The sequence below is a fragment of the Salinarchaeum chitinilyticum genome (genome assembly GCF_055390775.1).
This window is the reverse complement of sequence record NZ_AP043888.1, coordinates 2,550,853-2,572,567: the sequence shown is the minus strand read 5'-3', so window position 1 is coordinate 2,572,567 and position 21,715 is coordinate 2,550,853. Positions and strand designations below refer to the sequence as shown.

Annotated in this window: 28 protein-coding genes and 1 tRNA gene; 21 read left to right on the top strand and 8 right to left on the bottom strand. The window is 64.6% G+C overall.

Annotation, left to right across the window (positions count from 1 at the left end; translation table 11 throughout):
• The first annotated feature begins 5 nt into the window (after window positions 1-5).
• The 4 genes from ACZ5KP_RS12455 (at window position 6) to rpl12p (ending at window position 2,615) form a co-directional block, all read left to right on the top strand.
• A complete protein-coding gene (locus ACZ5KP_RS12455; protein WP_460917989.1) occupies window positions 6-290 on the top strand; it encodes a DUF7545 family protein in 285 nt (94 codons plus the stop codon).
• Between the two features lie 258 nt (window positions 291-548).
• Complete coding sequence (locus ACZ5KP_RS12450) at window positions 549-1,187, top strand: 50S ribosomal protein L1 (RefSeq protein WP_460917988.1); 639 nt, start codon at window positions 549-551, stop codon at window positions 1,185-1,187.
• Window positions 1,188-2,255 carry a 50S ribosomal protein L10 gene (locus tag ACZ5KP_RS12445; RefSeq protein WP_460917987.1) on the top strand — a complete coding sequence of 356 codons (1,068 nt, stop codon included), beginning with the start codon at window positions 1,188-1,190 and terminating at the stop codon, window positions 2,253-2,255.
• A 6-nt stretch (window positions 2,256-2,261) separates the two neighbouring features.
• The gene (gene rpl12p / locus ACZ5KP_RS12440; protein ID WP_460917986.1) at window positions 2,262-2,615 is read left to right on the top strand and encodes a 50S ribosomal protein P1; all 354 of its coding nucleotides are present in this window, start codon (window positions 2,262-2,264) and stop codon (window positions 2,613-2,615) included.
• A gap of 125 nt (window positions 2,616-2,740) precedes the next feature.
• On the opposite strand, the gene nreA is transcribed toward rpl12p, so the two are convergent.
• The gene (gene nreA / locus ACZ5KP_RS12435; protein WP_460917985.1) at window positions 2,741-4,006 is read right to left on the bottom strand and encodes a DNA repair protein NreA; all 1,266 of its coding nucleotides are present in this window, start codon (window positions 4,004-4,006) and stop codon (window positions 2,741-2,743) included.
• A 302-nt stretch (window positions 4,007-4,308) separates the two neighbouring features.
• Between nreA and ACZ5KP_RS12430 the strand changes: the two genes are divergently transcribed.
• A complete protein-coding gene (locus tag ACZ5KP_RS12430) occupies window positions 4,309-4,965 on the top strand; it encodes an HAD family hydrolase (protein ID WP_460917984.1) in 657 nt (218 codons plus the stop codon).
• 42 nt (window positions 4,966-5,007) lie between these two features.
• On the opposite strand, the gene ACZ5KP_RS12425 is transcribed toward ACZ5KP_RS12430, so the two are convergent.
• Both ACZ5KP_RS12425 and ACZ5KP_RS12420 read right to left on the bottom strand, forming a co-directional pair.
• Window positions 5,008-6,453 (bottom strand): MATE family efflux transporter, encoded by a 1,446-nt coding sequence (locus ACZ5KP_RS12425; protein ID WP_460917982.1) that lies wholly within the window; start codon window positions 6,451-6,453, stop codon window positions 5,008-5,010.
• Between the two features lie 101 nt (window positions 6,454-6,554).
• Window positions 6,555-7,679, bottom strand: coding sequence for a DUF7972 family membrane protein (locus ACZ5KP_RS12420; RefSeq protein ID WP_460917980.1), 1,125 nt, complete (start codon window positions 7,677-7,679; stop codon window positions 6,555-6,557).
• A 333-nt stretch (window positions 7,680-8,012) separates the two neighbouring features.
• Here ACZ5KP_RS12420 and artA point away from each other — a divergent pair, with 333 nt between their 5' ends.
• The 15 genes from artA (at window position 8,013) to ACZ5KP_RS12345 (ending at window position 17,433) form a co-directional block, all read left to right on the top strand.
• Complete coding sequence (gene artA, locus ACZ5KP_RS12415; protein ID WP_460917979.1) at window positions 8,013-9,101, top strand: archaeosortase A; 1,089 nt, start codon at window positions 8,013-8,015, stop codon at window positions 9,099-9,101.
• On the top strand, window positions 9,088-9,783 hold the full coding sequence (locus ACZ5KP_RS12410; RefSeq protein WP_460917978.1) for a metallophosphoesterase: 696 nt from the start codon (window positions 9,088-9,090) through the stop codon (window positions 9,781-9,783). The genes artA and ACZ5KP_RS12410 overlap by 14 nt, the downstream gene beginning before the upstream one ends.
• Before the next feature lie 207 nt (window positions 9,784-9,990).
• Window positions 9,991-10,380 carry a DUF5611 family protein gene (locus ACZ5KP_RS12405; protein ID WP_460917977.1) on the top strand — a complete coding sequence of 130 codons (390 nt, stop codon included), beginning with the start codon at window positions 9,991-9,993 and terminating at the stop codon, window positions 10,378-10,380.
• Between the two features lie 105 nt (window positions 10,381-10,485).
• Window positions 10,486-11,340, top strand: coding sequence for an NRDE family protein (locus ACZ5KP_RS12400; protein ID WP_460917976.1), 855 nt, complete (start codon window positions 10,486-10,488; stop codon window positions 11,338-11,340).
• Between the two features lie 65 nt (window positions 11,341-11,405).
• Entirely contained in the window at window positions 11,406-11,756 is a 351-nt protein-coding gene (locus tag ACZ5KP_RS12395) for a helix-turn-helix transcriptional regulator (protein ID WP_460917975.1), read from the top strand.
• Between the two features lie 159 nt (window positions 11,757-11,915).
• Window positions 11,916-13,721 carry a translation initiation factor IF-2 gene (gene infB, locus ACZ5KP_RS12390; protein WP_460917973.1) on the top strand — a complete coding sequence of 602 codons (1,806 nt, stop codon included), beginning with the start codon at window positions 11,916-11,918 and terminating at the stop codon, window positions 13,719-13,721.
• Window positions 13,722-14,061: 340 nt separating this feature from the next.
• The gene (locus ACZ5KP_RS12385; RefSeq protein WP_460917972.1) at window positions 14,062-14,373 is read left to right on the top strand and encodes a winged helix-turn-helix domain-containing protein; all 312 of its coding nucleotides are present in this window, start codon (window positions 14,062-14,064) and stop codon (window positions 14,371-14,373) included.
• Window positions 14,366-14,716, top strand: a complete 351-nt coding sequence (locus ACZ5KP_RS12380) for a hypothetical protein (protein ID WP_460917971.1) — start codon at window positions 14,366-14,368, stop codon at window positions 14,714-14,716. Before ACZ5KP_RS12385 ends, ACZ5KP_RS12380 begins: the two co-directional genes overlap by 8 nt.
• A gap of 4 nt (window positions 14,717-14,720) precedes the next feature.
• Window positions 14,721-14,951: a hypothetical protein gene (locus tag ACZ5KP_RS12375; RefSeq protein ID WP_460917970.1), complete on the top strand. Its 231-nt coding sequence runs from the start codon at window positions 14,721-14,723 to the stop codon at window positions 14,949-14,951.
• Window positions 14,951-15,271, top strand: a complete 321-nt coding sequence (locus ACZ5KP_RS12370; RefSeq protein ID WP_460917969.1) for a hypothetical protein — start codon at window positions 14,951-14,953, stop codon at window positions 15,269-15,271. Before ACZ5KP_RS12375 ends, ACZ5KP_RS12370 begins: the two co-directional genes overlap by 1 nt.
• Window positions 15,272-15,283: 12 nt before the next feature.
• Window positions 15,284-15,676, top strand: a complete 393-nt coding sequence (locus tag ACZ5KP_RS12365; RefSeq protein WP_460917968.1) for a hypothetical protein — start codon at window positions 15,284-15,286, stop codon at window positions 15,674-15,676.
• Window positions 15,673-16,125: a hypothetical protein gene (locus ACZ5KP_RS12360; protein WP_460917966.1), complete on the top strand. Its 453-nt coding sequence runs from the start codon at window positions 15,673-15,675 to the stop codon at window positions 16,123-16,125. Before ACZ5KP_RS12365 ends, ACZ5KP_RS12360 begins: the two co-directional genes overlap by 4 nt.
• Window positions 16,126-16,433: 308 nt before the next feature.
• Window positions 16,434-16,622 carry a DUF8015 family protein gene (locus ACZ5KP_RS12355; RefSeq protein ID WP_460917965.1) on the top strand — a complete coding sequence of 63 codons (189 nt, stop codon included), beginning with the start codon at window positions 16,434-16,436 and terminating at the stop codon, window positions 16,620-16,622.
• A 100-nt stretch (window positions 16,623-16,722) separates the two neighbouring features.
• Window positions 16,723-16,798: transfer RNA gene (locus ACZ5KP_RS12350), tRNA-Cys, on the top strand.
• A 188-nt stretch (window positions 16,799-16,986) separates the two neighbouring features.
• The gene (locus ACZ5KP_RS12345) at window positions 16,987-17,433 is read left to right on the top strand and encodes a hypothetical protein (RefSeq protein WP_460917964.1); all 447 of its coding nucleotides are present in this window, start codon (window positions 16,987-16,989) and stop codon (window positions 17,431-17,433) included.
• An 18-nt stretch (window positions 17,434-17,451) separates the two neighbouring features.
• Here ACZ5KP_RS12345 and ACZ5KP_RS12340 read toward each other — a convergent pair whose 3' ends face one another.
• Together ACZ5KP_RS12340 and ACZ5KP_RS12335 are read right to left on the bottom strand one after the other, a co-directional pair.
• A complete protein-coding gene (locus ACZ5KP_RS12340; RefSeq protein ID WP_460917962.1) occupies window positions 17,452-18,141 on the bottom strand; it encodes a YqjF family protein in 690 nt (229 codons plus the stop codon).
• Between the two features lie 47 nt (window positions 18,142-18,188).
• Window positions 18,189-18,608 (bottom strand): winged helix-turn-helix domain-containing protein, encoded by a 420-nt coding sequence (locus tag ACZ5KP_RS12335; RefSeq protein WP_460917961.1) that lies wholly within the window; start codon window positions 18,606-18,608, stop codon window positions 18,189-18,191.
• A gap of 203 nt (window positions 18,609-18,811) precedes the next feature.
• On the opposite strand from ACZ5KP_RS12335, the gene ACZ5KP_RS12330 reads away from it, so the two are divergent.
• Window positions 18,812-19,369 (top strand): DUF8170 family protein, encoded by a 558-nt coding sequence (locus ACZ5KP_RS12330; RefSeq protein ID WP_460917960.1) that lies wholly within the window; start codon window positions 18,812-18,814, stop codon window positions 19,367-19,369.
• Between the two features lie 31 nt (window positions 19,370-19,400).
• On the opposite strand, the gene ACZ5KP_RS12325 is transcribed toward ACZ5KP_RS12330, so the two are convergent.
• The 3 genes from ACZ5KP_RS12325 to ACZ5KP_RS12315 form a co-directional block, all read right to left on the bottom strand.
• Complete coding sequence (locus tag ACZ5KP_RS12325) at window positions 19,401-20,267, bottom strand: SMP-30/gluconolactonase/LRE family protein (RefSeq protein ID WP_460917959.1); 867 nt, start codon at window positions 20,265-20,267, stop codon at window positions 19,401-19,403.
• A 520-nt stretch (window positions 20,268-20,787) separates the two neighbouring features.
• Window positions 20,788-21,195: a peptide-methionine (R)-S-oxide reductase MsrB gene (gene msrB, locus ACZ5KP_RS12320; RefSeq protein WP_460917958.1), complete on the bottom strand. Its 408-nt coding sequence runs from the start codon at window positions 21,193-21,195 to the stop codon at window positions 20,788-20,790.
• A 70-nt stretch (window positions 21,196-21,265) separates the two neighbouring features.
• Window positions 21,266-21,556 carry a hypothetical protein gene (locus tag ACZ5KP_RS12315; RefSeq protein ID WP_460917957.1) on the bottom strand — a complete coding sequence of 97 codons (291 nt, stop codon included), beginning with the start codon at window positions 21,554-21,556 and terminating at the stop codon, window positions 21,266-21,268.
• Window positions 21,557-21,715 lie beyond the last annotated feature (159 nt).

The following is a 21,715-nucleotide window of genomic DNA, read 5'->3' as shown; positions in this document are numbered from 1 at the left end:
CGCCCATGGCCGAGACGTACACGCTGACCATCGAGTCGGATTCCGAGCACGAGACCGAAGAGATCGAGGTTCCCGTCGCCGCCATCGAGGCGCTCGGCGAGGGCGAATCGCCGACCGAGATGTCCGGCGACCTCGTGTTGCTCGGACTCGCACAGCAGATGCACACGCGCGTCTTCCACGCCGACGAGGCGCCCCAGGAGACCGTGAAGGAAGCCAACGACCTGCTCGAGGACCTCTTCGAGGAGCGGTTCGGCCAGACCTTCCAGGAGATGGCCGGTCACGACCACTGAGCGCACCGACCACCGACGGTGAGGAGCCGTCAGTGCGGAGTTCACGGGCCGACCGAGTGCGACCAAACTCGCCGTGACGAACGAGCCGTGACGAACGAGGGCAAATCGCCCGTGAACCGCCCACACGGCGGTTCCGCGCCCTGCCGACGTGGGCTGCTTCGACGACTTTTTATAGCCCATGACCATCGTTTCCGACGAGACAGGCTTGGCCTGTTTCACTGATCCGTAGGAGCCACAGGCGCACTACGGAGGTGAACAATGGCAGATCAGGAAATCGAACTAGCAGTTTCTCGCGCACTCGACGAGTCGCCGGACCGGAACTTCACCGAGTCCGTCGATCTCGCGATCAATCTGCGCGACCTCGACCTTGACGATCCGTCGAATCGCGTCGACGAGAGCATCGTCCTTCCTGCCGGTACCGGTCAGGAGACGAACATCGTCGTGATCGCCGAAGGTGAGACCGCGGTCCGCGCCGAGGACGTCGCCGACGACGTCCTCTCCGGCGACGACCTCGCTGACCTCGGCGACGACGACGATGCGGCGAAGGAGCTCGCGGGCGAGACCGACTTCTTCGTCGCGGAGGAGGCGCTCATGCAGGACGTCGGGCGCTACCTCGGGACGATCCTGGGGCCCCGCGGCAAGATGCCGACCCCGCTCTCACCGGACGACGACGTCGTCGAAGTCGTCGAACGGATGAAGAACACCGTCCAGCTCCGCAGCGGCGACCGGCGCACGTTCCACGCGCTGGTCGGCGCCGAGGAGATGTCCGCCGAGGAGATCGCCGACAACATCGACGTGATCCTCCGGCGACTCTACGCGGACCTGGAGAAGGGCCCCCAGAACGTCGACACGGTCTTCGTGAAGACGACGATGGGTCCCGCCGAGGAGGTGGTGTAGATGAGCGCCGAACATCGCACCGAGACGATCCCCGAGTGGAAGCGCGAGGAGGTCGACGCGATCGTCGACCTGCTCGAGAACTTCGAGAGCGTCGGCGTCGTGGACATCGCGGGCATCCCGAGCCGGCAGCTCCAGGACATGCGACGTGGCCTCCACGGCACCGCGGAGCTCCGGGTTAGCCGGAACACGCTCCTGCGCCGTGCACTCGAAGAGTCCGACCGCGGGCTCGACCAGCTCACCGGACACGTGACCGGACAGGTCGGCCTCATCATGACGAACGAGAACCCCTTCGGGCTCTACCAGCAGCTGGAAGCCTCGAAGACGCCCGCGCCCATCGGTGCGGGCGAGGTCGCTCCCAACGACATCGTGATCGAGGAGCAGGACACGGGGATCGACCCCGGCCCGTTCGTCGGCGACCTCCAGACGGTCGGCGCGGCCGCACGGATCCAGGAGGGATCCATCCACGTCACGGAGGACAGCACGGTCGCGGAGGCGGGAGACGAAGTCTCTTCCGAGCTCGCGGACGTCCTTTCCGAGCTCGGACTCGAACCCAAGGAGGTCGGTCTCGACCTCCGTGGCGTCGTCGCCGACGGCGTCCTCTTCGAGCCCGACGAGCTGGAGATCGACGTCGATGAGTACCGCGACGACGTCGCGACCGCCGCGGCGCGCGCTCGCAATCTCTCGGTCAACGCAAACTACCCGACGGCGACGACCGCGGGTACCCTCATCGCGAAGGCCCAGGGCGAGGCCAAGAGCCTCGGTCTGCAGGCCTCGATCGAGAGCCCGTCGCTGGCCGACGACCTCGTGAGCAAGGCGGACGCGCAGGTTCGCGCGCTCGTCGCACAGGTCGACGACCCCGACGCGCTCCCGGAGGACCTCCAGGACGTCGAAGCGCCCGCCCAACCGGCTGCCGAGGAGGCGGCCGACGACGGCGACGCTGCGACGGACGACGGATCCGAGGACGAACAGGCCGACGACCAAGCGGACGCGGAGGCCGACGATGACGACGACGCTGGCGACGGCGACGAAGACGCAGGTGCGGAAGGCCTCGGCGACATGTTCGGGTGATTACAAATGGAGTACGTATACGCAGCACTCATCCTCAACGAGACCGGCGAAGAGATCAACGAGAGTAACCTGACCGACGTGCTGGAGGCCGCGGGCGTGGACGTCGAGGAGTCCCGCGTCAAGGCCCTCGTGGCCGCCCTCGAGGACGTCGACATCGACGAGGCCGTCGCGGAGGCGGCCGCAGTCCCCGCTGGCGGCGCGGCCGCCAGTGGTGCCGCGGACAGCGGGTCCGCGGACGCAGACGAGAGCGACGATGACGACGAGGAGGTCGAGGAGGCCGACGAGGATCTCCCCGACACCACGGACGACGACGAGGACGAGGAGGCCAGCGGCGAGGGCCTCGGCGACCTCTTCGGCTAACTCGGGATTCGCCGTTTTTCCCGTTCGCTCGATCGCTCCGGAGCGATCGCTATCTCGAACCGTCGCTCGATAGGAAGCACGTTCGATAGCAACCTCGTTCGATGGGTAGCTCGTTCGGTGAGCGCTCACTCGAACGCCGAGAGCTGGGACTGCACGCCCGCGACCATCTCGGATTTCCGCCGCAGCTGGTCCATCTCGACGGGGAGCTCCGAGGCCACACCCTGCACCGCTCCGTGGAAGGTCTCCGCCGTCGCTGGCCGGTCCATCACGCCGTCGCCGAAGGCGTTGCGGACGGCCTCGCGGACCTGCCAGACGCCCACGGGCGCCCAGTACTCGTCGGTGACCTCCCGGAGCACCAGCGCCTTCGCCTGCCGGTCGCGTTCGACGAGCTCCTCGAGGACGCCCAGCCGCGAGGCGTAGTAGGCCCCGGCGGTCTCGTCGACGTAGCCGGTCCGGCCCTCGTACCCCTCGCTGGCGGAGGCGAGGAAGTACTCGGCCTCGTCCGGGTTCCAGACGCTGCCCGGACCCTTCATCTCGACGAGTTCGAACTCCCACTGCCCGGGCGCGAGCACGATCCAGTAGCGGTTGCCGACGTACTCGTTGTACCAGACTTCGACCTCGTCGACGCTCTGGCTGTTGCGGATCTGCCCGCGCATGAACTGCCCGACGGTGTCGTCGACGGCGGTGATCGACCACCGCGTCGGGACGAGCCGGCGGTTCGCAGATTGGCCCAGCGCGCCCGCCGAGAGGATCGTGTTGATCTCGTAGACGTCGAACCCCCGCTGCCAGAGGTAGTTCATCGCACCCTGGGCCTGCCAGTCGTCGTCCTCGAGAGTCTTCTTGACCGCTCTGGGAACGTAGGGATTCTCCGTGAGGTCGACGCGTTCGGCCGTCGCGTTCGGGCCGGTCGGCGTCGCCACGGCGTCCGTCGAGAGGTCGATCTCCGGGCGGTCGTCCAGCCCGATCTCGACGCCGACCGGCCGGTCCGCGATCGCGACCTCGCGCTGCGCGCCGACGAACCCGTCCCAGACGTCGTCGACCTCGACCTTCGCGCGGCGCTGGGAGTTGAGCAGCCCTGTCCGGCGCTGGAGCACGTCCTCGACCCCCAGGCCGTTCGCATACCAGTTCCCGCTCGTCGCGTACTCCTCGGCCTGGTCCTCGTCGCCGACGGGTGAGAGCACGCCCGTCGAGACGTCCGGGTAGCCACTCCGGCCGACGAAGATCTCCGGCGACGTCGACCCGACGAGCGTGTCGCCGGAGAGCGCGCTCTCGAACCGCGTCTCGACGTCCTCGAGGTGGTCCGTGATCGCGTAGGACTTCTCCTCGGCGAGCCGCCGCTTCTCGGCGTCGAGGTCGCGATCGAAGTCGTCGAGGAACTCGTCGAGCCGCATCTGAGATTTCGTAGGAAGTCCGTTCGTTTGAATCTCCCGCTCGGGACAGGTGTATCACGTTCAATTTCGACGGCTGCGACCGCGAACAGCCAGGAAGCCCCCTCCCGCTCGACGGTTCTAACTCGTTGTGCTCCTCGCTCCCTTCGGTCGCTCCGGTGCTTACGTCGTTAGAACGCGACGAGCGGTCGGCCCCTTCCATTCCCACCCGGCGGTTATCGGTGTCGAACGCCGAAACGGTCCCTGTCTGCTCGCGTTTCCGCCGGATCGCCACCGTCTTGCTGCGTCGGCGGATACTCGGGGTCGTGAGCGAGTTTCGCGCGGTCCTCTTCGACATGGACGGCGTCCTGGTCGACACGGAGGCCCACTGGCACGAGCTCTGGGAGTCGGCGGTCTTCAACGAGGCCGTCGACGGCGAGCCGACTCGGGACGACGTGCGCGGCCGGAGCTACCCGGAGTCGATCGCCGATCTGGAGAGCCAGTACGGACTCGAGCGCGACCGCGCCTACTACGAGGAACTGCTCGAAGAGCGCGCGATCGACCTCTACGCGAGCGAGGCCGACGCCGATCCGGCGGTGCACGAGCTGTTCGACCTCGTGCGCGAGCGCGGGCTCCCGGTCGGAATCGTCTCCTCGGCTCGTCGGGACTGGATCCAGGCGGTCGTCGATCGCTTCGATCTCGAACCGCTGGACATCGTGCTGAGCGCCTTCGACGCGCCCGGTGCCGGCAAGCCCGCACCAGACGTCTACGAGCACGCGGCCAGCGAGCTCGGCGTCGATCCGGCGTCGTGCATCGTGATCGAAGACTCGACGAACGGCGTTCGAGCGGCGGCCGGCGCGGGCGCGACCGTGATCCGGTTCGCGCTCGGCGAGGACGTCGACGCGATGGCCGGGGCGAACTACGTGGCAAACGACGCCGCCGAGCTGGAGCGAATCCTCCAGGATCTGCTCGACGGCGAGTAGCGAAACCCCAGAGTCGGAAGCGGCCAAGGATTGGCCTCAGTTTCAATCGTCTCCCGGTGCCGTATCCGGCCGGAACTCCCGGCTGATCGTCTTCCACTCGCCGGTCGCAAAGCGGTGGTAGTTCACCGCGGCTGGCACGATCGTCTCCGCGAGAATGGATGCGTAGATCCCCCAGAGCGCCAGCGGCGTCCACGCACCGAGCGCGGCGAGCGGGATCGCGAACCCGTATCGCCCCAGCAGGTTCGCGTAGAACGGCCAGCGCGTGTCACCGCTCGCCCGGAGTGGCCCCGTCGCGGCCCCGCTGACGCCCCAGAACACCACGCTCAGGGCGGCGACGCGGACGAACTTCGTCGCGAGAGGAAGCGTCGACGCCTCGTTGACGAACCCCATCGCGATCGGGCGAGCGAAGATCACGGCCAGGGCCGCGCCGATGGCGTACGTCGCGACGGCGAGGCGGAGAATGTCACGACCGTAGAGTCCGGCCTCGCGTTCGTCCCCGGTTCCCAGTTCCTGGCCGACGAGGCTCGACGACGCGAGGCTGAACCCCCAGCCCGGCGTGTTCAGGAGGTTCCTGACCTGCCGGCCGATGACGTAGGCAGCGACGGTCGTCTCCCCGAACTGGCCGACGAGGAACAGGAGGGGGAAGCGCGCGACGTTGCCAGCCGTGTTCGAGACGACCAGCGGACTCGCGATCCGGACGAGGTCGCGGAGGATCTCCCGGTCGAAGATCGGCGCGCTCCCGAGCGCGACCGTCACCGGGAACTCGCCGATGCCGGGGAGGCTCCCGCGGAGCATCCCGGCGGCGAAGGTTCCGGCGACGAGGACGTTCGCGAGGACGGTGCCGAGCGCAGCACCAGTGACGCCCATGCCGAGCCCGAAGATGAACGTCGCGTTGAGCGCGATGTTGACGATCGCGCCGCCGCCGCGGACGAGCATCGGGGTCCAGGCGTCGTCCGCGCCCACGAGCGCTCGCGAGCCGATGAGGTTCAACCCAGCCAGCGGCACGCCGATCGCCAGTACCTGGATGTACTGTGCGCCGTACTCAATGGACGCCTCGCTCGAGCCGCTCCCGACGAGCCCGATGAGCGTCTCCGGGATCGCGGCGAAGAGGACGGCGATCGGGATCGTGATGAGGAGTGCGGCCACGGCGGAGCAGGTGACGACCGTGCTCAGCTCGTCGTAGGCCTCCGCGCCGTAGCGCTGGGAGACGAGACTGATCGTTCCGCCGGCGACGCCGCCGCCCAGCGCGAACGCGAGTCCCCAGAACGCGCCGCCGAACCCGACGCCAGCGATCGCGGCCGGGCCGATCGCGAGGCCGACCATCGCCACGTCGGCGACGGACTTCGACATCCGCGCGATCCCGGTGAGGATCCGGGGCCACGCGAGGTCAGTGGTCCGCTCGATCCGCTCGCGGTCGACCAGCTCGACGCGGGAGAGCCAGCGGCCGACCGCCAGCAGGAGCCAGCGGAGGGGGTTGGGGACCGACACGTGCCGGCGTAGCTCGTAGCCGTATTAAGGGATTGTCACCGCGGAAAGGGCCGCGGGGAAAGCCAGCGCCGATTGGAGCGTAGCTCCCCCGGTCGCGAGGCTCACTCCTCCTCATCTGCCCCCTCCTCGAGTTTGTCCGTGAGATACTCGGTATCGCCGACGAGCGCCCAGTCGCGCTTGGGTTCGGGCACGTCCCAGTCGAGTGACTCGATGTCGCTGTCTTCCTGGAGGATGAACGGTCCGGCAGCGAGGGTCCTGAGCGTCACAGAAACGGATCGCACCACGTACGACGTCAGGACGAGGTAGGGGGTGAGAGCAACGGCGTAGGCGAAGACGACGCTCAACAGCAACGGCGAGAGTCCGTACACCGACACGTTCGGGAAGATTCCAGCGTCGATCGCCAGAATGACGTACGACGTGAAGACGATTACGGGCAATGCGACGTAGAGGAGCCGGCTCGAGAGATAGGCGAGTTCTCGCTTGTAGTAGAGCGATTTGAAGTATTCCCGGCTGGTGCCGACGTGTTGTAACACGTCGATGAGCTCGTCGATTGCCCGCGTTTCTTCGTCGGTGAGATCGCCGGCGTGTTTGCGTTTGAGCCCCCGAATCGCGTGGAGCTGTTCGGAGTAGTCGTAGTCGAGCCCGGCGAGCAATACCTCGAACGCACCCATATCGGCCTTCTCGAGCGCCCAACGCGATCTCTGGACCGATTCGGAAACCTCCTCGGCAAGCGTCTGGACGTCGGATCGGAACGCCTCGTTCGTGCTGTCGGCGGCCACTGCAGTCAGTTCGCGGAGCTGGGTGGAGATACCATAGAGTACGGCGACCATGAAATCGGCCGGGCGCGCGGGCGTCACGTCAGCCTCGATGTACCCCTCGACACGCCGGTGAAAGTCGAGCGATGCCTCGATGCGAGCCTCCTGATCTTCGAGGTCCGTGATCTCCTGAGAGAGAACCACGGAGTTGATCGAGACGACGACGGAGACGAGCAAAATTGCACCGCTGAGCAGGGAGCTGAACAGCCGCTGAGTGGCGTTGGACTCGTTGAGTAGTTCGTGCATCCCGACCGGTTTGAGTAGCGCGAGTCCGAGAATGACCCCGAAGACGGCGGCCATGAGCACGAGCGTCACCGTCATTCGACCGCCAGTCAGCAACAGCCAGCGTTTGAGTCTGTTCTCGCCGGGCGAGGAAAGCGGGACGTTCAGCGACTCGTCGGATTCAGCCACGTTCAGACCACCGGGGTATCGTCGCCCGTCGCTGGGCGTCGACGCTTGCACGGTCGCCGACTCCCAGCACAGATTGTGTGCACATATGATGACACGTTCTAGATTTCTGTGGAACGAATAGTAGTGAAATCCGGCATACGTCGGTATATTTCCTGTGATGATATCGAGGCCATTACAATCATATGATTGTAGAGTATTCTGGGAACAGCCTGGCCAGCAGCGAGTGTGTTGCTCCGTCGACGACCATTCATCGCCCCCCACGCAACCGTCGGTTCCGGCGTTCGTGGAGTCGTCAGCTTCTTGTCCTGCGGTCGCCGACCTGTTCTCAACACGATGGTCTCCGTGGTCGGGCTCCTCGAGGCGCTGGGCGGCTACTCCACGCCGCTCATCTGGCTCTCGATACTGGCCTTCGTCGCCGGGGCGGTCCTCGAGGTGACCGATCGCCGCTCGCTGGCGGTGCCGATCGCCGCGGGTGGCTGGGTGCTCTTTGGCGTCTACTGGTTCTCGATGTTCCACTACTTCTACGTGGAGTTCGGGAGCCCGCTGGAGGGCGTGTTGAGTCTCGCCGCCCTCCCGCTGTCCCTCTACGCGGCGTACCTGCTGCTCGACGGCCGGGACTCCCTCCTCGTCGTCTCGCGTGCGATCGCCTGCATGGGACTCATCTACCTCCCGATCGCGACGATCGAGCCGGTCAAAGTGTTCCTCATCGAGTCGGTCGCCCAGCAGTCCGCGTGGGGCATGGAGCTTCTCGGCTACGACGTGACGCTCACCGAGGGATCGAACGGGTACCAGAGCCGGTTCACGTTCGCGAGCCGACCCGAGGACAGCTACACGACGTACATCGTGCTTGCGTGTACTGGCATCGGGTCGATCTCGATTTTCGGCGGCCTGACCGCGGCCGTGCAGGCGCCACTCCGCAGGAAGCTCGGCGGGTTCCTCGCAGCCACCGGGATCATCTACGTGCTCAACCTCTTCCGGAACGTCTTCGTCGGGCTCGCAGCGCCCTTCGGCTGGTTCGGCGGCCCGCACTTCCAGACGATTGCGTCGACGCTGGGCGGCGGGGACGTGCACACCTCCTTCTTCGTCTCACATCACCTCATCTCGCAGTCGCTGTCCGTCGTCGCGCTGATCGCGATCACGCTGATCGTGATCCGGATCGTCCCCGAGGTCGTCGAGCCCCTCGAGGAGGTACTCTACGTCCTGACGAACACGGAAGTCGACTTGCGGGCAGCGATCGGCGAGCCCAGCACCACGGCCGGCGGCGTCGACGTATCGTCCGGAGGCGACGCATCGTCCGGTGCAGGAGACGGCGGGGGCAGCCCACCCGGCGAGGCGTCCGATGACCTGCAGCCCGACGGCGGATCCAGCGATGACGCCGGTCGCGACGCCAGCCGGAACGCGAGCGCCGATGACGACGCCTGAGCTTCGCGACCGCACCGCCTACTTTCCCGACGCCGACACGGTCGTCTGTGCAGATCTCCACCTCGGACGAGACCGCGAGTCCAACGTCGAACTGCCCCTCGGCGAGCGCCGGCGGATCCCCCGGCGGATCGAGACGCTGCTCGACCAGTTCCGGCCAGCGCGTCTCGTCGTCGCCGGCGACGTGCTCCACGCCTTCGACGACGTGGACGACTCCGTCACCGAGTCGCTGGCAGCGGTCGAGACCGCTGCAGCCGACGCCGACGTCGAGCCGATCTTCGTCGCGGGGAACCACGACGGGATGCTCGAGACCGTCGCCGAAGCGGCGGTCGTGGACAGCTACGATCTCGGGACGGGAACGGTCGTCGTCCACGGCGACGAGCAGCCCTCGTCGCTCGACGCTGAACGCTACGTGATCGGGCACGAGCATCCCGCCATCGTCATCGAGGGACGCCGGCACGCCTGCTACCTCGAAGGGCCGGCGCCGGATGCGGGCGCGTCCGTGTTCGTCCTCCCCGCGTTCAACCGGCTCGCGCGTGGAACGGTGCTCAACGGTGCCGCGTCGGGCGACCCCGCCTCGCCGCTGGTCCAGGACGTCGATCGGTTTCGGCCGGCCGTTCGTGACCCGGAGGCCGAAGAGACGCTCTGGTTCCCGCCGTTCGCCGAGCTACAGCCGCTCCTCTGAGACGCAGTGCGGTCCGCTCGTTCGACCGTAACGAGTCGGCCTCGACCGTCGGAGAGATCGTTTGGCCACCGGTGAGATCGACCAGGCGACTCGACCGACCGAGCAACCCTTCGTTCGACCATCGAGCCGGGACCGATCGACCGAACGTCGGCAGTCCACTCGGGGAGAGCGCAACAGGTATACCGGTCCGGGCAGGACACATCCAGCATGAAGGAGTACAAGATGCGACGCGGCGAGTACCTCGACGAACGGATGCCAGAATTAGAGGACACGATCGAGGAGGAGTTCGGGCCGATCACGGACACGGAGTCCTACAAGGGTAACGACCTCCACGTCGTCGAGGAGCCCGACAACCCCGTCTTCGAGCGAATCGTCGTCGGCAAGACCGAGTACGGCTCCAAGAAGGACAAGATCGCCGTCGAGTTCCACGAGCGCGACGTCGCCGACCTCGGGCCCGAGGAACTCGAGTACGCGGAGGAGGCCGTCTCTCTGAAGAACGATTTCCTCGAAGCTGCGACCGGCCGCGACGCCAAGTCCCGACGCGAGTCGCTCAAGCGCGAGGTCGAGGACGACCCCGACCACGACGTCGACGCGTAATCGCTTTCTCGCACGCTGTCGCGCAGCGGGCTGGTCTCGTCTGCACTCACCGAACCGATCAGCTGCGACCACACGCTTAATCCATTGACGAGCGTAGCGATCGTCGTGTGTACGATCGCGTTCGCCTGGCAGGTGCTCGCCGACGCGCCGATCGCCGTCGCGGCGAACCGCGACGAGGCGCTCGATCGTGAGTCGCTGCCACCACAGCTCCTCGAGGGCGATCTCGAGATCGTCGCTCCGCAGGACGCCGAAGCCGGCGGCACCTGGATCGGCGTCACCGAGCGCGGGCTGTTCGTCGCGATCACGAACCGGTGGACAGCCGAGGCACCACCCGATCTCCCCGCCGAGCGATCGCGGGGGCTCCTCGTTCGCGACGCGCTCGACGCGGCCGACGCGTCCGCCGCGGTCGATCTCGTCCGCGAGCAGGTGGACACGTACCGCTACGCCGGATTCAACCTCCTCGTCGCCGACGCCAATCGCGCGACCTATCTCGAGTGGGACGGCGACCTGCGCGTCGAGGACCTCGACCCCGGCGTCCACGTAATCGTGAATCCGGGTATCGACGAGGCCGACGAGCGGGCCGTCAGACTGCGCGACGCACTCGAGGAGCGGATCGTCGCCGACGAACCCCCGACCGTCGACGCTGGCGGCGGAGAACTGCCGGCGGTCGACGGCGACGCCGGCGACGCACCCTCGCCTGCCGCCGGGACGGACGCTTCACGGACGGCAGCGGCGTGGCTGGCCGACGCGGCGTCGCTGCTGCGCGATCACGAATACGAGGTGTGCATCCACCGCGACGAGTTCGGCACGCGATCCTCGTCGCTCGTCTCGGTTGGCGACGGCGGCACGGCGACGTACGCCTTCGCCGACGGCCCGCCGTGTGAGACCGACTACGTAGGGTTGGAGCTCCCCGCGTCGTTTCTCGACTCGACGGCTTCCTTCCTCGACAGGAGGGGTTAAGTAACTCCACGGCGGTCATCGTACATACGTATGCTCAGCGACCGCAATTGCTCGGGTGGTGCGCCGTGAGCGCGACGGCAGCGGAGACGGAGCTCTCCGAGGAGGAGCGCGCCGGTCTCGAGCTGGTTCGCGAAACTGGGGGCATCCACCAGAGCGAGTTCTGGAAGGAGCTCGACGTCTCCTCGCGGAAGGGCAGCCGCATCGTCGATTCCCTGCACGAAAAGGGGCTCGTCGATCGCGAGGAGGCCGTCTACGAGGGGCACAACACCTACTACATCGCCCCGGTCGCACGCGATCTCGATTTCTCCCTGCTGATGGCCGGCGACATGCTCTCTCCGTTCATCGGCGAGGAGGAGGTCGATCCACAGAGCGACGCGTTTTCCCAGTGGATCATGAACCTCGCCTACGAGGAGTGACTCGCTGCGGGCGGTCGCCGAACCGCCACCGCCGCTCCGGCCGGCGCCCTTCGAACGAATCCTGACCAGCCGTCGGTTCCATCGTCCAGTCTCGACAGTTGAAAAGAGTTAATGCCGCTGCTGGGGTCACGTTCACCAAGAGCTTTCTGCAGGTTCACGATGCCAGAAACACCCATACCCGACGGCGGCGACGAGCAGCTCCGCACCCCGATCGTCGCCGTGCTCGGGCACGTCGATCACGGCAAGACGAGCCTCCTCGACGAGATCCGGGGCTCGGCGGTCGCGGCGGGCGAGTCCGGCGCGATCACCCAGCACATCGGCGCGACGGCGGTCCCCCTCGACACGATTTCGGGGATCGCCGGCGCGCTGGTCGATCCCGACGACTTCGACCTGCCCGGCCTCCTCTTCATCGACACGCCGGGGCACCACTCCTTCTCGACGCTCCGGTCGCGCGGCGGCGCGCTCGCTGATATCGCCGTCCTCGTCGTCGACGTCAACGACGGCTTCCAGCCCCAGACCGAGGAGGCAGTGGACATCCTCCGGCGGACGGAGACCCCCTTCGTCGTCGCGGCGAACAAGGTCGACACCGTTCCGGGCTGGCGGCCGAAAGAGGGCTCGCCGATCCAGGAGAGCTACGACGCCCAGAGCGATCGGGTTCGGGGCGACCTCGACGAGGGACTCTACGAGATCATCGGTCAGCTCTCCGACGCCGGCTTCTCCGCGGACATGTACTGGCGCGTGCAGGACTTCCAGGCCAACGTCGGCGTGGTGCCCGTCTCAGCCGAGACCGGCGAGGGCATCCCGGACCTCCTCGCGGTGATGATGGGCCTCTCCCAGCGCTACATGCGCGAGGCGATGGAGATCGACACGACGGGGCCCGGCGTCGGCACCGTCCTCGAAGTCAAGGAGGAGAAAGGATTCGGCTCGACGATCGACGTCGTACTCTACGACGGACAGATTCGGCCCGGCGATACGATCGTCGTCGGGAGCCAGGACGACCCGATTGTCACGGACGTTCGCGCGCTGCTCCAGCCGAAGCCGCTCGCGGAGATTCGCACGGAGAGCCGCTTCGAGCAGGTCGACTCGGTCTCGGCTGCGGCCGGAATCAAGGTCGCCGCGCCGGACCTCGAGAACGCGATGGCTGGCGCGCCCCTGCGCGTCGTCCGCGACCAGTCCGTCGACGCCGTCATCGAGGAGGTCCAGGCGGAGCTCGCGGAGGTCGCCGTCGAGGCAACGGACGAGGGCGTCGTCGTCAAGGCCGACACGCTCGGTAGCCTCGAGGCGATCGCCAACGCGGCCGAAGAGGAAGAGATCCCGATCGTCCGCGCGGAGGTCGGTGACGTCGCCCCGCGGGACGTCGCCGTCGCCGAGACCGCGGAGGAGCCACTCCACCGCACGATCTTCGCGTTCAACGTCGACGTGCTCGACGACGCCGCTGCGGAGATCGAACGTACCGACGTCGAGCTGTTCGCCGACGACGTCATCTACCAGCTCATCGACGACTACGAGCGGTTCGTCACCGAGCGCGAGGAGGCCCAACAGGAGCAGATCCTCGACAACATCACCCGGCCCGCTCGCTTCCAGATCCTCCCCGACCACACGTTCCGGCAGTCCGACCCTGCCGTCGTCGGCGTCGAGGTCGTCGCCGGGACGCTCAAGAACAACTCCACCGTCGCGCGCTTCACCGGCAGCGAACCCGAGCGCATCGGCGAACTCTCCGGCATCCAGGAGCAGGGCGAGGACGTCGACGAGGCCCGCCGCGGCGACCGCGTCTCCGTCGCTATCGACGGCCCGACCGTCGGCCGCCAGATCGAGGAGGGCGACGAGCTCTGGACGCTGATCCCGGAGAAGCACGCGAAGATCCTCGAACAGGAGCTGACCGACGACCTCCCTGGCGACGAGATCGAGGCGCTGAACATGTACCTCGAGAAGCACCGGAACCGGGATCCGTTCTGGGGGAAGTAGCTGAATCGTGTAGTCAATTGACTACACAGCAGAGAGACACATACTCCCGATAACTCCGTCCCTTCTCGCGGTTAAGACGCTATGGCGACTCAGTCCGCTACTGCGAACGTGACAAAATTATTCTAACAGAATAGTTATCTTGAAGCACTCTTGCGATCGGGGTTTCGGGACGTGGGTTGACCCTGCCTGTGGCTAAATTAGGTCATTTCAGTGGGTCCTCACGGGCGTGGCTTGTGGGAGATTCATTTCCGATCTCTCGGATTACTCCATGCCACCCCATACATAACTATCATTATAAATAACCCTAGTCTTAAGTCGTATCAACCGTTTAACCACAAGTATGAGCAACGTAACGGAAGAGGCTGTGTTGCTCGCTCTCGACACACGGGACGATCTCTTCGACAGCCTCTATGAGATGTTGAGTAGTGACAATTATGTGAGAGTGCTAATGGCACTTGAGGAAGGAATGACTCAGACGGAAATCGCAGAGGAAGTGGGCATTGGCAACGCCACCGTTTCCCGAGCGATCTCCGAATTACAAGAATACGATCTTGTTGAAGAGGCGGATAGCGGCTACAGGAAGACTCTCGCGTCACTCAACCACCCGATGTTGCAGCACTTCTACGAAACGGAGGTTTTAGAGAATGAGTGAGACCGTCGAGGTATTGAAGGACATCCGTCGGTGGGTTAAGGTGATCGGGCTTCAAGAAGCCAAGCCGCTCTTAATGGATGCCTTATCCGACGAGGACGAGGAAAGGCAGCGAGATCTCCGAATCACGTATCACCTGACTGACGGAGAACACGGTCGGCGCGATATCGAGGACTACATTTCTTATTCTCGTGGCTGGGTAGGAGCCCGCCACACGGAATGGGCGAATATGGGGTTAGTAGAAAGAGACAGCTCCTCGTCGTCCTATCGCCACGTGATTGAACTCGAGGAGGCGGGGCTGGAAGTTCCCGAAATCCCTGATCTAGAGGAAGAAACGGAGGACTAGAAATATGGATCGAGATTCCAAGGAACTCCTCGAAAGCATAGATAACCGCCTAAAGTGGCTTCTGCAACTGCGTGTCGAAGAGCAGTTTGACGACGGAGCCACCAACAAAGAGAAGGTCAAAATGCTGTATCGGATGGGGTTTAGCACCCAGGAAATGGCGGAAGTAGTCGGTACCTCAGAAAGCAGTATCAGAGGCACCGTTTCCCAGCTACGTGACGAGGGGTTGGTTGAATAATGACTGACGAAAAAATCCTATCCGAGTTGCGTACCATTCGGACGCTTCTCGCCCTAGACAAGGAGGAGCGACTGAATGAGCGGCTAAATGGCCACAGTGACATTCAGGAACAGGTGTTAGACCAGCTTTCTGACGAGAATTGGGCTCAATTGCCGACGGCAGACCTCGCCGATGAGCATGATGTCTCTAAGAAGACCATACAAAACCACGTTGGAGATCTAATCGACGACGGCCTAATTGAGCGAAAGGGGCAGGGCGGGGGAATCGAATATCGCAAAACTGGGCTCCTGAGTGCTGCAGAGCTTGTCGCAGATTACTAACACAACTCAATCATGCCTGAAGACGACCTACTACGTGAACTGAATCAGAAGGTGGACAATCTTCAGCGGGACATCAACGATATCCAGGGAGATGTAAATATCCTCTCGACACTCAACAAAGAGCGTCACAGAGATGACCTAATGAACCTGATTGAAGGGAAATTAGGCAAATCGACCAACAAACGTCTTTGCTGGTATTACGCAGATGGTAGCTTAGATCCAGAAGGGCTTGCTGAGGAGGCTGATATCCCCATCGGGAGCGTCTACCAGTGTGTCTCCGACTTGAACCGTGAGGGACTATTAATCAAAAATGAGCGCAACGGGACTGTGTACTATGATAAGGCCGAAATCTCTGTTGATATTGGTCTTGAGAGCCGTCTAGAGGACGAACTAGACGAACTGTGACACTCTCTTCGACAGTCTATTTTGGAATCTGGGGAACCGCAGTTCTGGCTTGGTTGACCTTGGGTCATAACTATCGGAACAAGCGCGAAAAGGAACTTACTGAGCTTGGTGACGTTATCCGTAGTGTAAATGCCAGGAGTGGGTACGACCAGAGTGTGGGTCGAGAAACCTTAGCTAAGCAGTTCTACCACCCAAGAAAATCAGATAAACTTCGGGAATTTGCTGAGAATAACGATGTTTCTGAAGGCGAGTATATCACCGAGTTAGTTAATGAGATTGGCCGCCCTCGCCGACTTATTTGGGAAATTCGAATCTATCTTGCAGGCTTGCTCATTGCCTTCAGCGGAATCACCTTCGGGCTAGAACGGGGTATACTACCTGCGGAAATCTATCTGGTAGTAGTATACGCTCTTCTCCTAGTGAGCTTCGGACTTTATTGGAAATGGTGACATCTCAATCAGGTAGAGCCGACATCAATTTTCGCCCCACGGTGTAGTTTGGTATCTTTCTGAGCGCGTCTGTGTCTCTCCCCGTGGTGCACGGCTCTCGACCCCGTCGTCACCCCCTTCCAGAGACTCGGCTACCTCACGGATGTCCTCTGCAGCGGTACTTACACTCGTCTCTCGACTGAGATACCGTGCTGCCTCTTGGTCGCTGAGACCGTCGGGTCGAAGTTGACCAATTACCAGCGGGCTGAGGGGGTCGGCTTGCACACGCTGTAATAATATTTAATTAGCTCGCGACGCTGGCCATTCACGTGCACCGATCGGTCTCCCGGTACGACCTCCTGCTCGCCGTGATCGCCCTCCCCGTCGCCATCGCCGGCGTCCTCGGCGCAGTCTCGACGCTGGCGATGTCCACAGCGCTCGCTGCAGGGAGCGTGCCCGCGACCGGCGGCATCGGCTACGCGCTGTTCGTCGAGGAGCCGACCGCCGACGCGAGTTGAAGTAGTACTCGAACGTTACGCACCTGCTGAGTATCCGCCCATCCCCTCGCGTGGTTTTCATCGCAACGCATAAGCCGGCCAGCCTCGGATTTGAAACTGCGCCACGGTGGCAGAGTCCGGCCGAACGCAGCGGCCTGCAGAGCCGCCCATCCCCGGTTCAAATCCGGGCCGTGGCTTTCTGCGAGGAACGGACGTGACGAGCAGAAGCCATCAGAGGATTTGAACCCTGGAAGTCGCAGCGGCCGAGCGAAGCGAGGCCGACCGTCTTCCTCAGGTTCACAATCCGGGCCGTGGCTTCTTGCGGGGAATTTTATCGACAGTACTGACCGGTGACAATTTAACGAGGGCCTTCGAACCGTCTCGCATGCCCTCCCGGCGAGCCGTGCTGAGAGCTGCTGGACCGCTCGCGCTCGCGAGCGTAGCCGGGTGCTCCACGTTCGAAAACAGTGGATCCGACAGCCAGCCCGTCGCGATCGATCGAATCGGCGTGCTCAACCGCCGTTCCACGACGCACGCCTACCAGTTCGCCGTCCGTCGCGACGGCGAGACGATCCTCGCGCGCTCTCGGACCATCGAGGGCTCGGAGAACTCTTCCGAACCAACGCCACACGATTTCAGTGACTGGCCCGACGAGCGCCACGAATACGAGTTCGCTTTCAAGGTCGACTCGGATGACGCATGGCTTCGGACGACGCCTGCCGAGCTCGGCGTGCCAGAGGACGGCGTGGACTGCGTCCGGATCCTCTTCGTGATCAATCTCGGTAGTCGTGTGACGGCGCACCGCGCCCCAGGGTGTCCGGAGTCAGCGTAACTCTCTCGCGACGGACCCTCACGCCCGCTGACTCGTCCCGGCGATCACATCGACCCCCGGACTGTAGTACCGAACCGGCTCGCCATCCGGTACGTCGAATCCGTTCGCCCGGAACAGCGTGTTCGTCTCGATCTCCGCGTCAGCGGGATAGAGCGTCCAGGGCTCGTGATCGACGTCGGTGTAGCGGAGGGTGCCATCGGGTGCCTCGGTGTAGAACCGATACCGCTCGACGAGAAAGGATGCGAGCGAATCTTCGGGGGCGGAAAACGACTCGCCGGACGGCTGGTACGTCCCCTCGTACCGGGCCGGGCGAGCGCCCGGATGCCAGCGACGGCTCCGGAAGGCGATCCGACCGTCGGCGCCCGTCAGCGAGATTCGCGCGTAGAAGTACGGGAGGTGCTGAAACAGGCGAGCTCCGAGCACGCTCGCAAGTCCCTGCGCGTCGAGACTGAAGAAGTAGGTGGCCGGCTCGCCGTCGTGGGTAACGTAGGTCCGGAGATTGAGTTCGGGAAGGCGAATCCCCAGCGATCGCGGGAGGCCCGCCGGTCGAACGGCGACGTTGGTGAACGGCACGACCGAGAGCCAGGCCGACCCGTCGAATACGTCGGGCGACAGGGCTTCCGGGAGGTGTGCGTCCAGCAGAGAAGCATCGACCCGCCAGCTCTCGAACAGCAGATGCCGCCAGCCCATCGCCAGGGAAACGACCATAGGTGGCCTTGATCTGGCAGCTACAAGTCAGTTCGCCGCAGCCACAGCTACTCCCGGCTCGGCCGCTCCATCGCCTCGATCCGCCGAATCGCGTCGGTCTTCTCGATCTTCGCGTACTGGTCGCTCCAGGTCTCCGGATCGTAGATCCCGTTCTGGTCGAAGAAGGCCCGCGCCTCCTCGGTGACGTAGTAGAAGACGTAGGGCAGGTCGCGGGAGCGTTCGCCCACGGGGATCTCGGTCCTGCCGACGATACCCGCTTCCTGGAGCGCGTCGAGGTGCTCGCTGATCGCGCTGCGGTGGACGTCGGGGTTGACGTAGTCGAGTTCGGGGACGGAGGCCATTCCCTCCGGGTGACCGACGAGGTCCGCGACGATGCTCGCGCGGGTCTCCTGGGTGACGACCTGCATCGCCTTCCAGGTGTCGAAGCCCTCGGCGCTGTCGCCGGCGCTGGGATCGAGCGTTGCCATGTGCGACACAACGGGCCGACGCACAATAACTGTGTGGGTGGAGACCGATACGGTTCGGAACGAGTCGATACCGGCCGCTCCGATCGACGACAGCGGACGAACCGCATTGAGAAACCGAGACGCCGACGAACCCTCCTTCGACGATCGTCTATCGGAACGCGGCGGAATTATTACCCACCGCTGCGCAGGCACGGGATAGACCGATGGCCGACGATTCGGATCTCGCGAGCGTCTTCGAGGAGACCAGAGAGCTCTCCGCGAAGGAGACGCTCACGCCCGAGGAGTACCAGGCCATCAAGCGCGCCGTCTTCGGCGACGTCTTTCGCGGCATCCTCCAGGCCGACGTGACGTATTTCGTCCTCGGACGGTACGACGACGGCCCGAAGGAGCGCCGGCTCGAGGCCGTGAAGGCCCAGCTGAACGACCGCGACGGCGCCTTCGCCTACCTGATGAAGGACGTGCCCGAGGCCTGGGAGTTCTGGCCGACGAAGTTCCGTATTCTCGCCGATCGCGCGGACGCGATCGTCCCGGTCCTCGAGGACACCGCCGGCAGCCACGAGTGGGAGTTCGGCGTCGTGTCGGGACCGGACTACCGACCGAAGGTCCACGTGTGCAAGCGGGAGTACCCGACCGAGGCCGCCGAGCACGAGCAGTTCGACGCGCTCCCGGCGCAGTTCGTGGACGTGCTCGAACGGGACGGGCGGGTGGTGCGGTGGGAGACGGAGGACGAACTCGCGGCAGCGGTCGAACGGTTGCCCTGAGACCCCAGAAATCCGCAGTTCCGTCGTTTTGCTACAGCTCGATTCGGGAGCGGAACTCCTCGACGCCGCTGACGCCGGGATCGAACCGGAACAGCGAGCCGGCGCCGTCGCCCTCCACGTCGCGGCCGGTGTCGCCCTCGCCGAGCGCGGTCGTGACGTAGGCGTCGGTGTAGTCTTCGCCGCCGAACGTGATACAGGAGACCTTCTTCGCGGGGAACTCGACGCGCTCCTGCTCGACGCCGTCGGGATCGTACCGGGCCACGCGCTCACCGTCCCAGAACGCGATCCAGACGTCGCCCTCGGCGTCGACGGTGAGGCCGTCGGGGACCTCCGGCCCGTCGACTTCGAGGAAGGGGTCGAGTTCCTCGATCCCACCGGTCGCGCGGTCGTAGTCGAAGCAGTGGACGAGCCGGGCGTCGGACTCCGCGAAGTACATCCGCTCGAGATCGGGCGTGAACCCCATGCCGTTGGGGATCGCGAGGTCCTCGACGACGCGTTCCAGTTCGCCGTCGGTGTCGAGACGGTAGAGGTTCCCGCCGCGCTCCTCGGTGGGCATCGTGCCCGCGAAGACGCGGCCCTCGGGATCGGCGATCACGTCGTTGAACCGCGTCTCCGTCTCCCGCGGAATCTCCTCGATCACGACCTCGATGTCCCCGTCGTCGAACTGCTCGACGCGCCCGCGGTCCTCGAACAGGAGGAGCGAGCCGTCGGGCTGGATCGTGTAGCCGCCGATGGCGGCGGGGTCGTCGTAGACGAGCTCGTTCTCGCCGGCCTCGGGATCGTAGCGGAACAGCTCGCCGTCGGGGACATCGAGCCAGTAGAGGACGTTCTCGTCGGGGTGCCAGATCGGACCCTCGCCGGTGAGGCTGTGCGAGTCGACGACGCGTTCGGATTCCATGGCTGCAAATTTCCGACGCCCGAATATAGTTCGGTCGTATCGGACTGACCAGCCGCCGAACGCCGGTGGAGCCCCGCCGCGACGCTCCGTGGCACGTTCCACCGGGGTACCAGCCCAGCCGACAGGCGAAATTGGGTGGGAATGGAAGGGGCCGTTGACGGACTACGTCCGTCTGCTCGGGAGACCTTCGGTCTCCCGGTGACCGCTCGCGTCTTCTGACGACGGTGAGCCGAGTAACGCGAGGCGAACCTCGACAGGCAAGCAGAGCGAGTCTGTCGGTGTAAGGACCGCAGGCGAGCGACAGCGAGCCGAGGACCACAGCGAGTCAGCAGACGCGAGCGGGAGGGGGCTGTCGCGGGCCACGCCCGCGGCGTCCTGGCGAGCACCAGCGAGCCAGGGCTCGTCGATCTACGATCGACGGCGTCGGGAGATCTCCGATCTCCCGGTATCCAAGCGGCCAGTGGTGGCTGTCGAGCTATCGATCTCGCATGAGAAAACGCCGCCAGAAGCTCGGACCCGATTATTCGGCCTCGAACTCCAGTGAGACGGAGTTGATGCAGAACCGCTCGCCCGTCGGCTCGGGGCCGTCGTCGAAGACGTGACCGAGGTGCCCCTCACAGGTCGCGCAGACGACCTCCGTCCGGACCATCCCGTGGCTGGTGTCCTCCCGGTACTCGACGCGGTCCTCGGCGACGGCCTCGTAGAAGCTCGGCCAGCCGCAGTGGTGGTCGAACTTCGCGTCGCTCTCGAAGAGGACGGTGCCACAGCCCGCACAGCGGTAGATTCCGTCCTCCCAGTGGTCGTCGTAGATGCCGGAGCCGGCGGGCTCGGTGCCGGCCTCGCGGAGGACGTGGTACTCCTCCTCGGAGAGAATTTCGCGCCACTCGGCATCGGTCTGTGGGAGTTCGTCGGGAGCGGTTTCGGACATGCAAGGTACTATGTGACGGTCGCTGAAAAACGCGCGGTCGACGGCAGTATAGCAGTTCTGTCGACTGGGACTACCGACCGGAACGAAGCTGTAGCCCGACAGCAAGTAGTCCGCAGCCAACGAGCACCGCGAACAGTGGCTCCCACGTCAGATACGCCCAGACGGTCTGGCCGAACTGCTCGGGGTACGATGCGCTCTGATCGTAGACGAACTCCTGACGATTTCGAATGCGTTCGAGGGCGTCCTCGAACGTCGTGCCCGCTGGAAGCGAATCTTGGATCGCAATCGTCCTGATCCCGGGAAGCGTGAGAGCGGACCAGAGCGCGAGACCGCAGCCAGCCAGTATCGATGCGAGCGCCACGAGATAGCGATCCACAAAATAGTGGCCGGTAATCGGCGTCGGAGTGCAACTCGGGCCGTCGGCACGTGGCGCTTCTGGGGGCGAAAGCATGCCTACACCTGGAACGTTTCCGCCGTTGAGATAAATATTTACTGAAAATGTTGCAAATTTTTGTGTGTT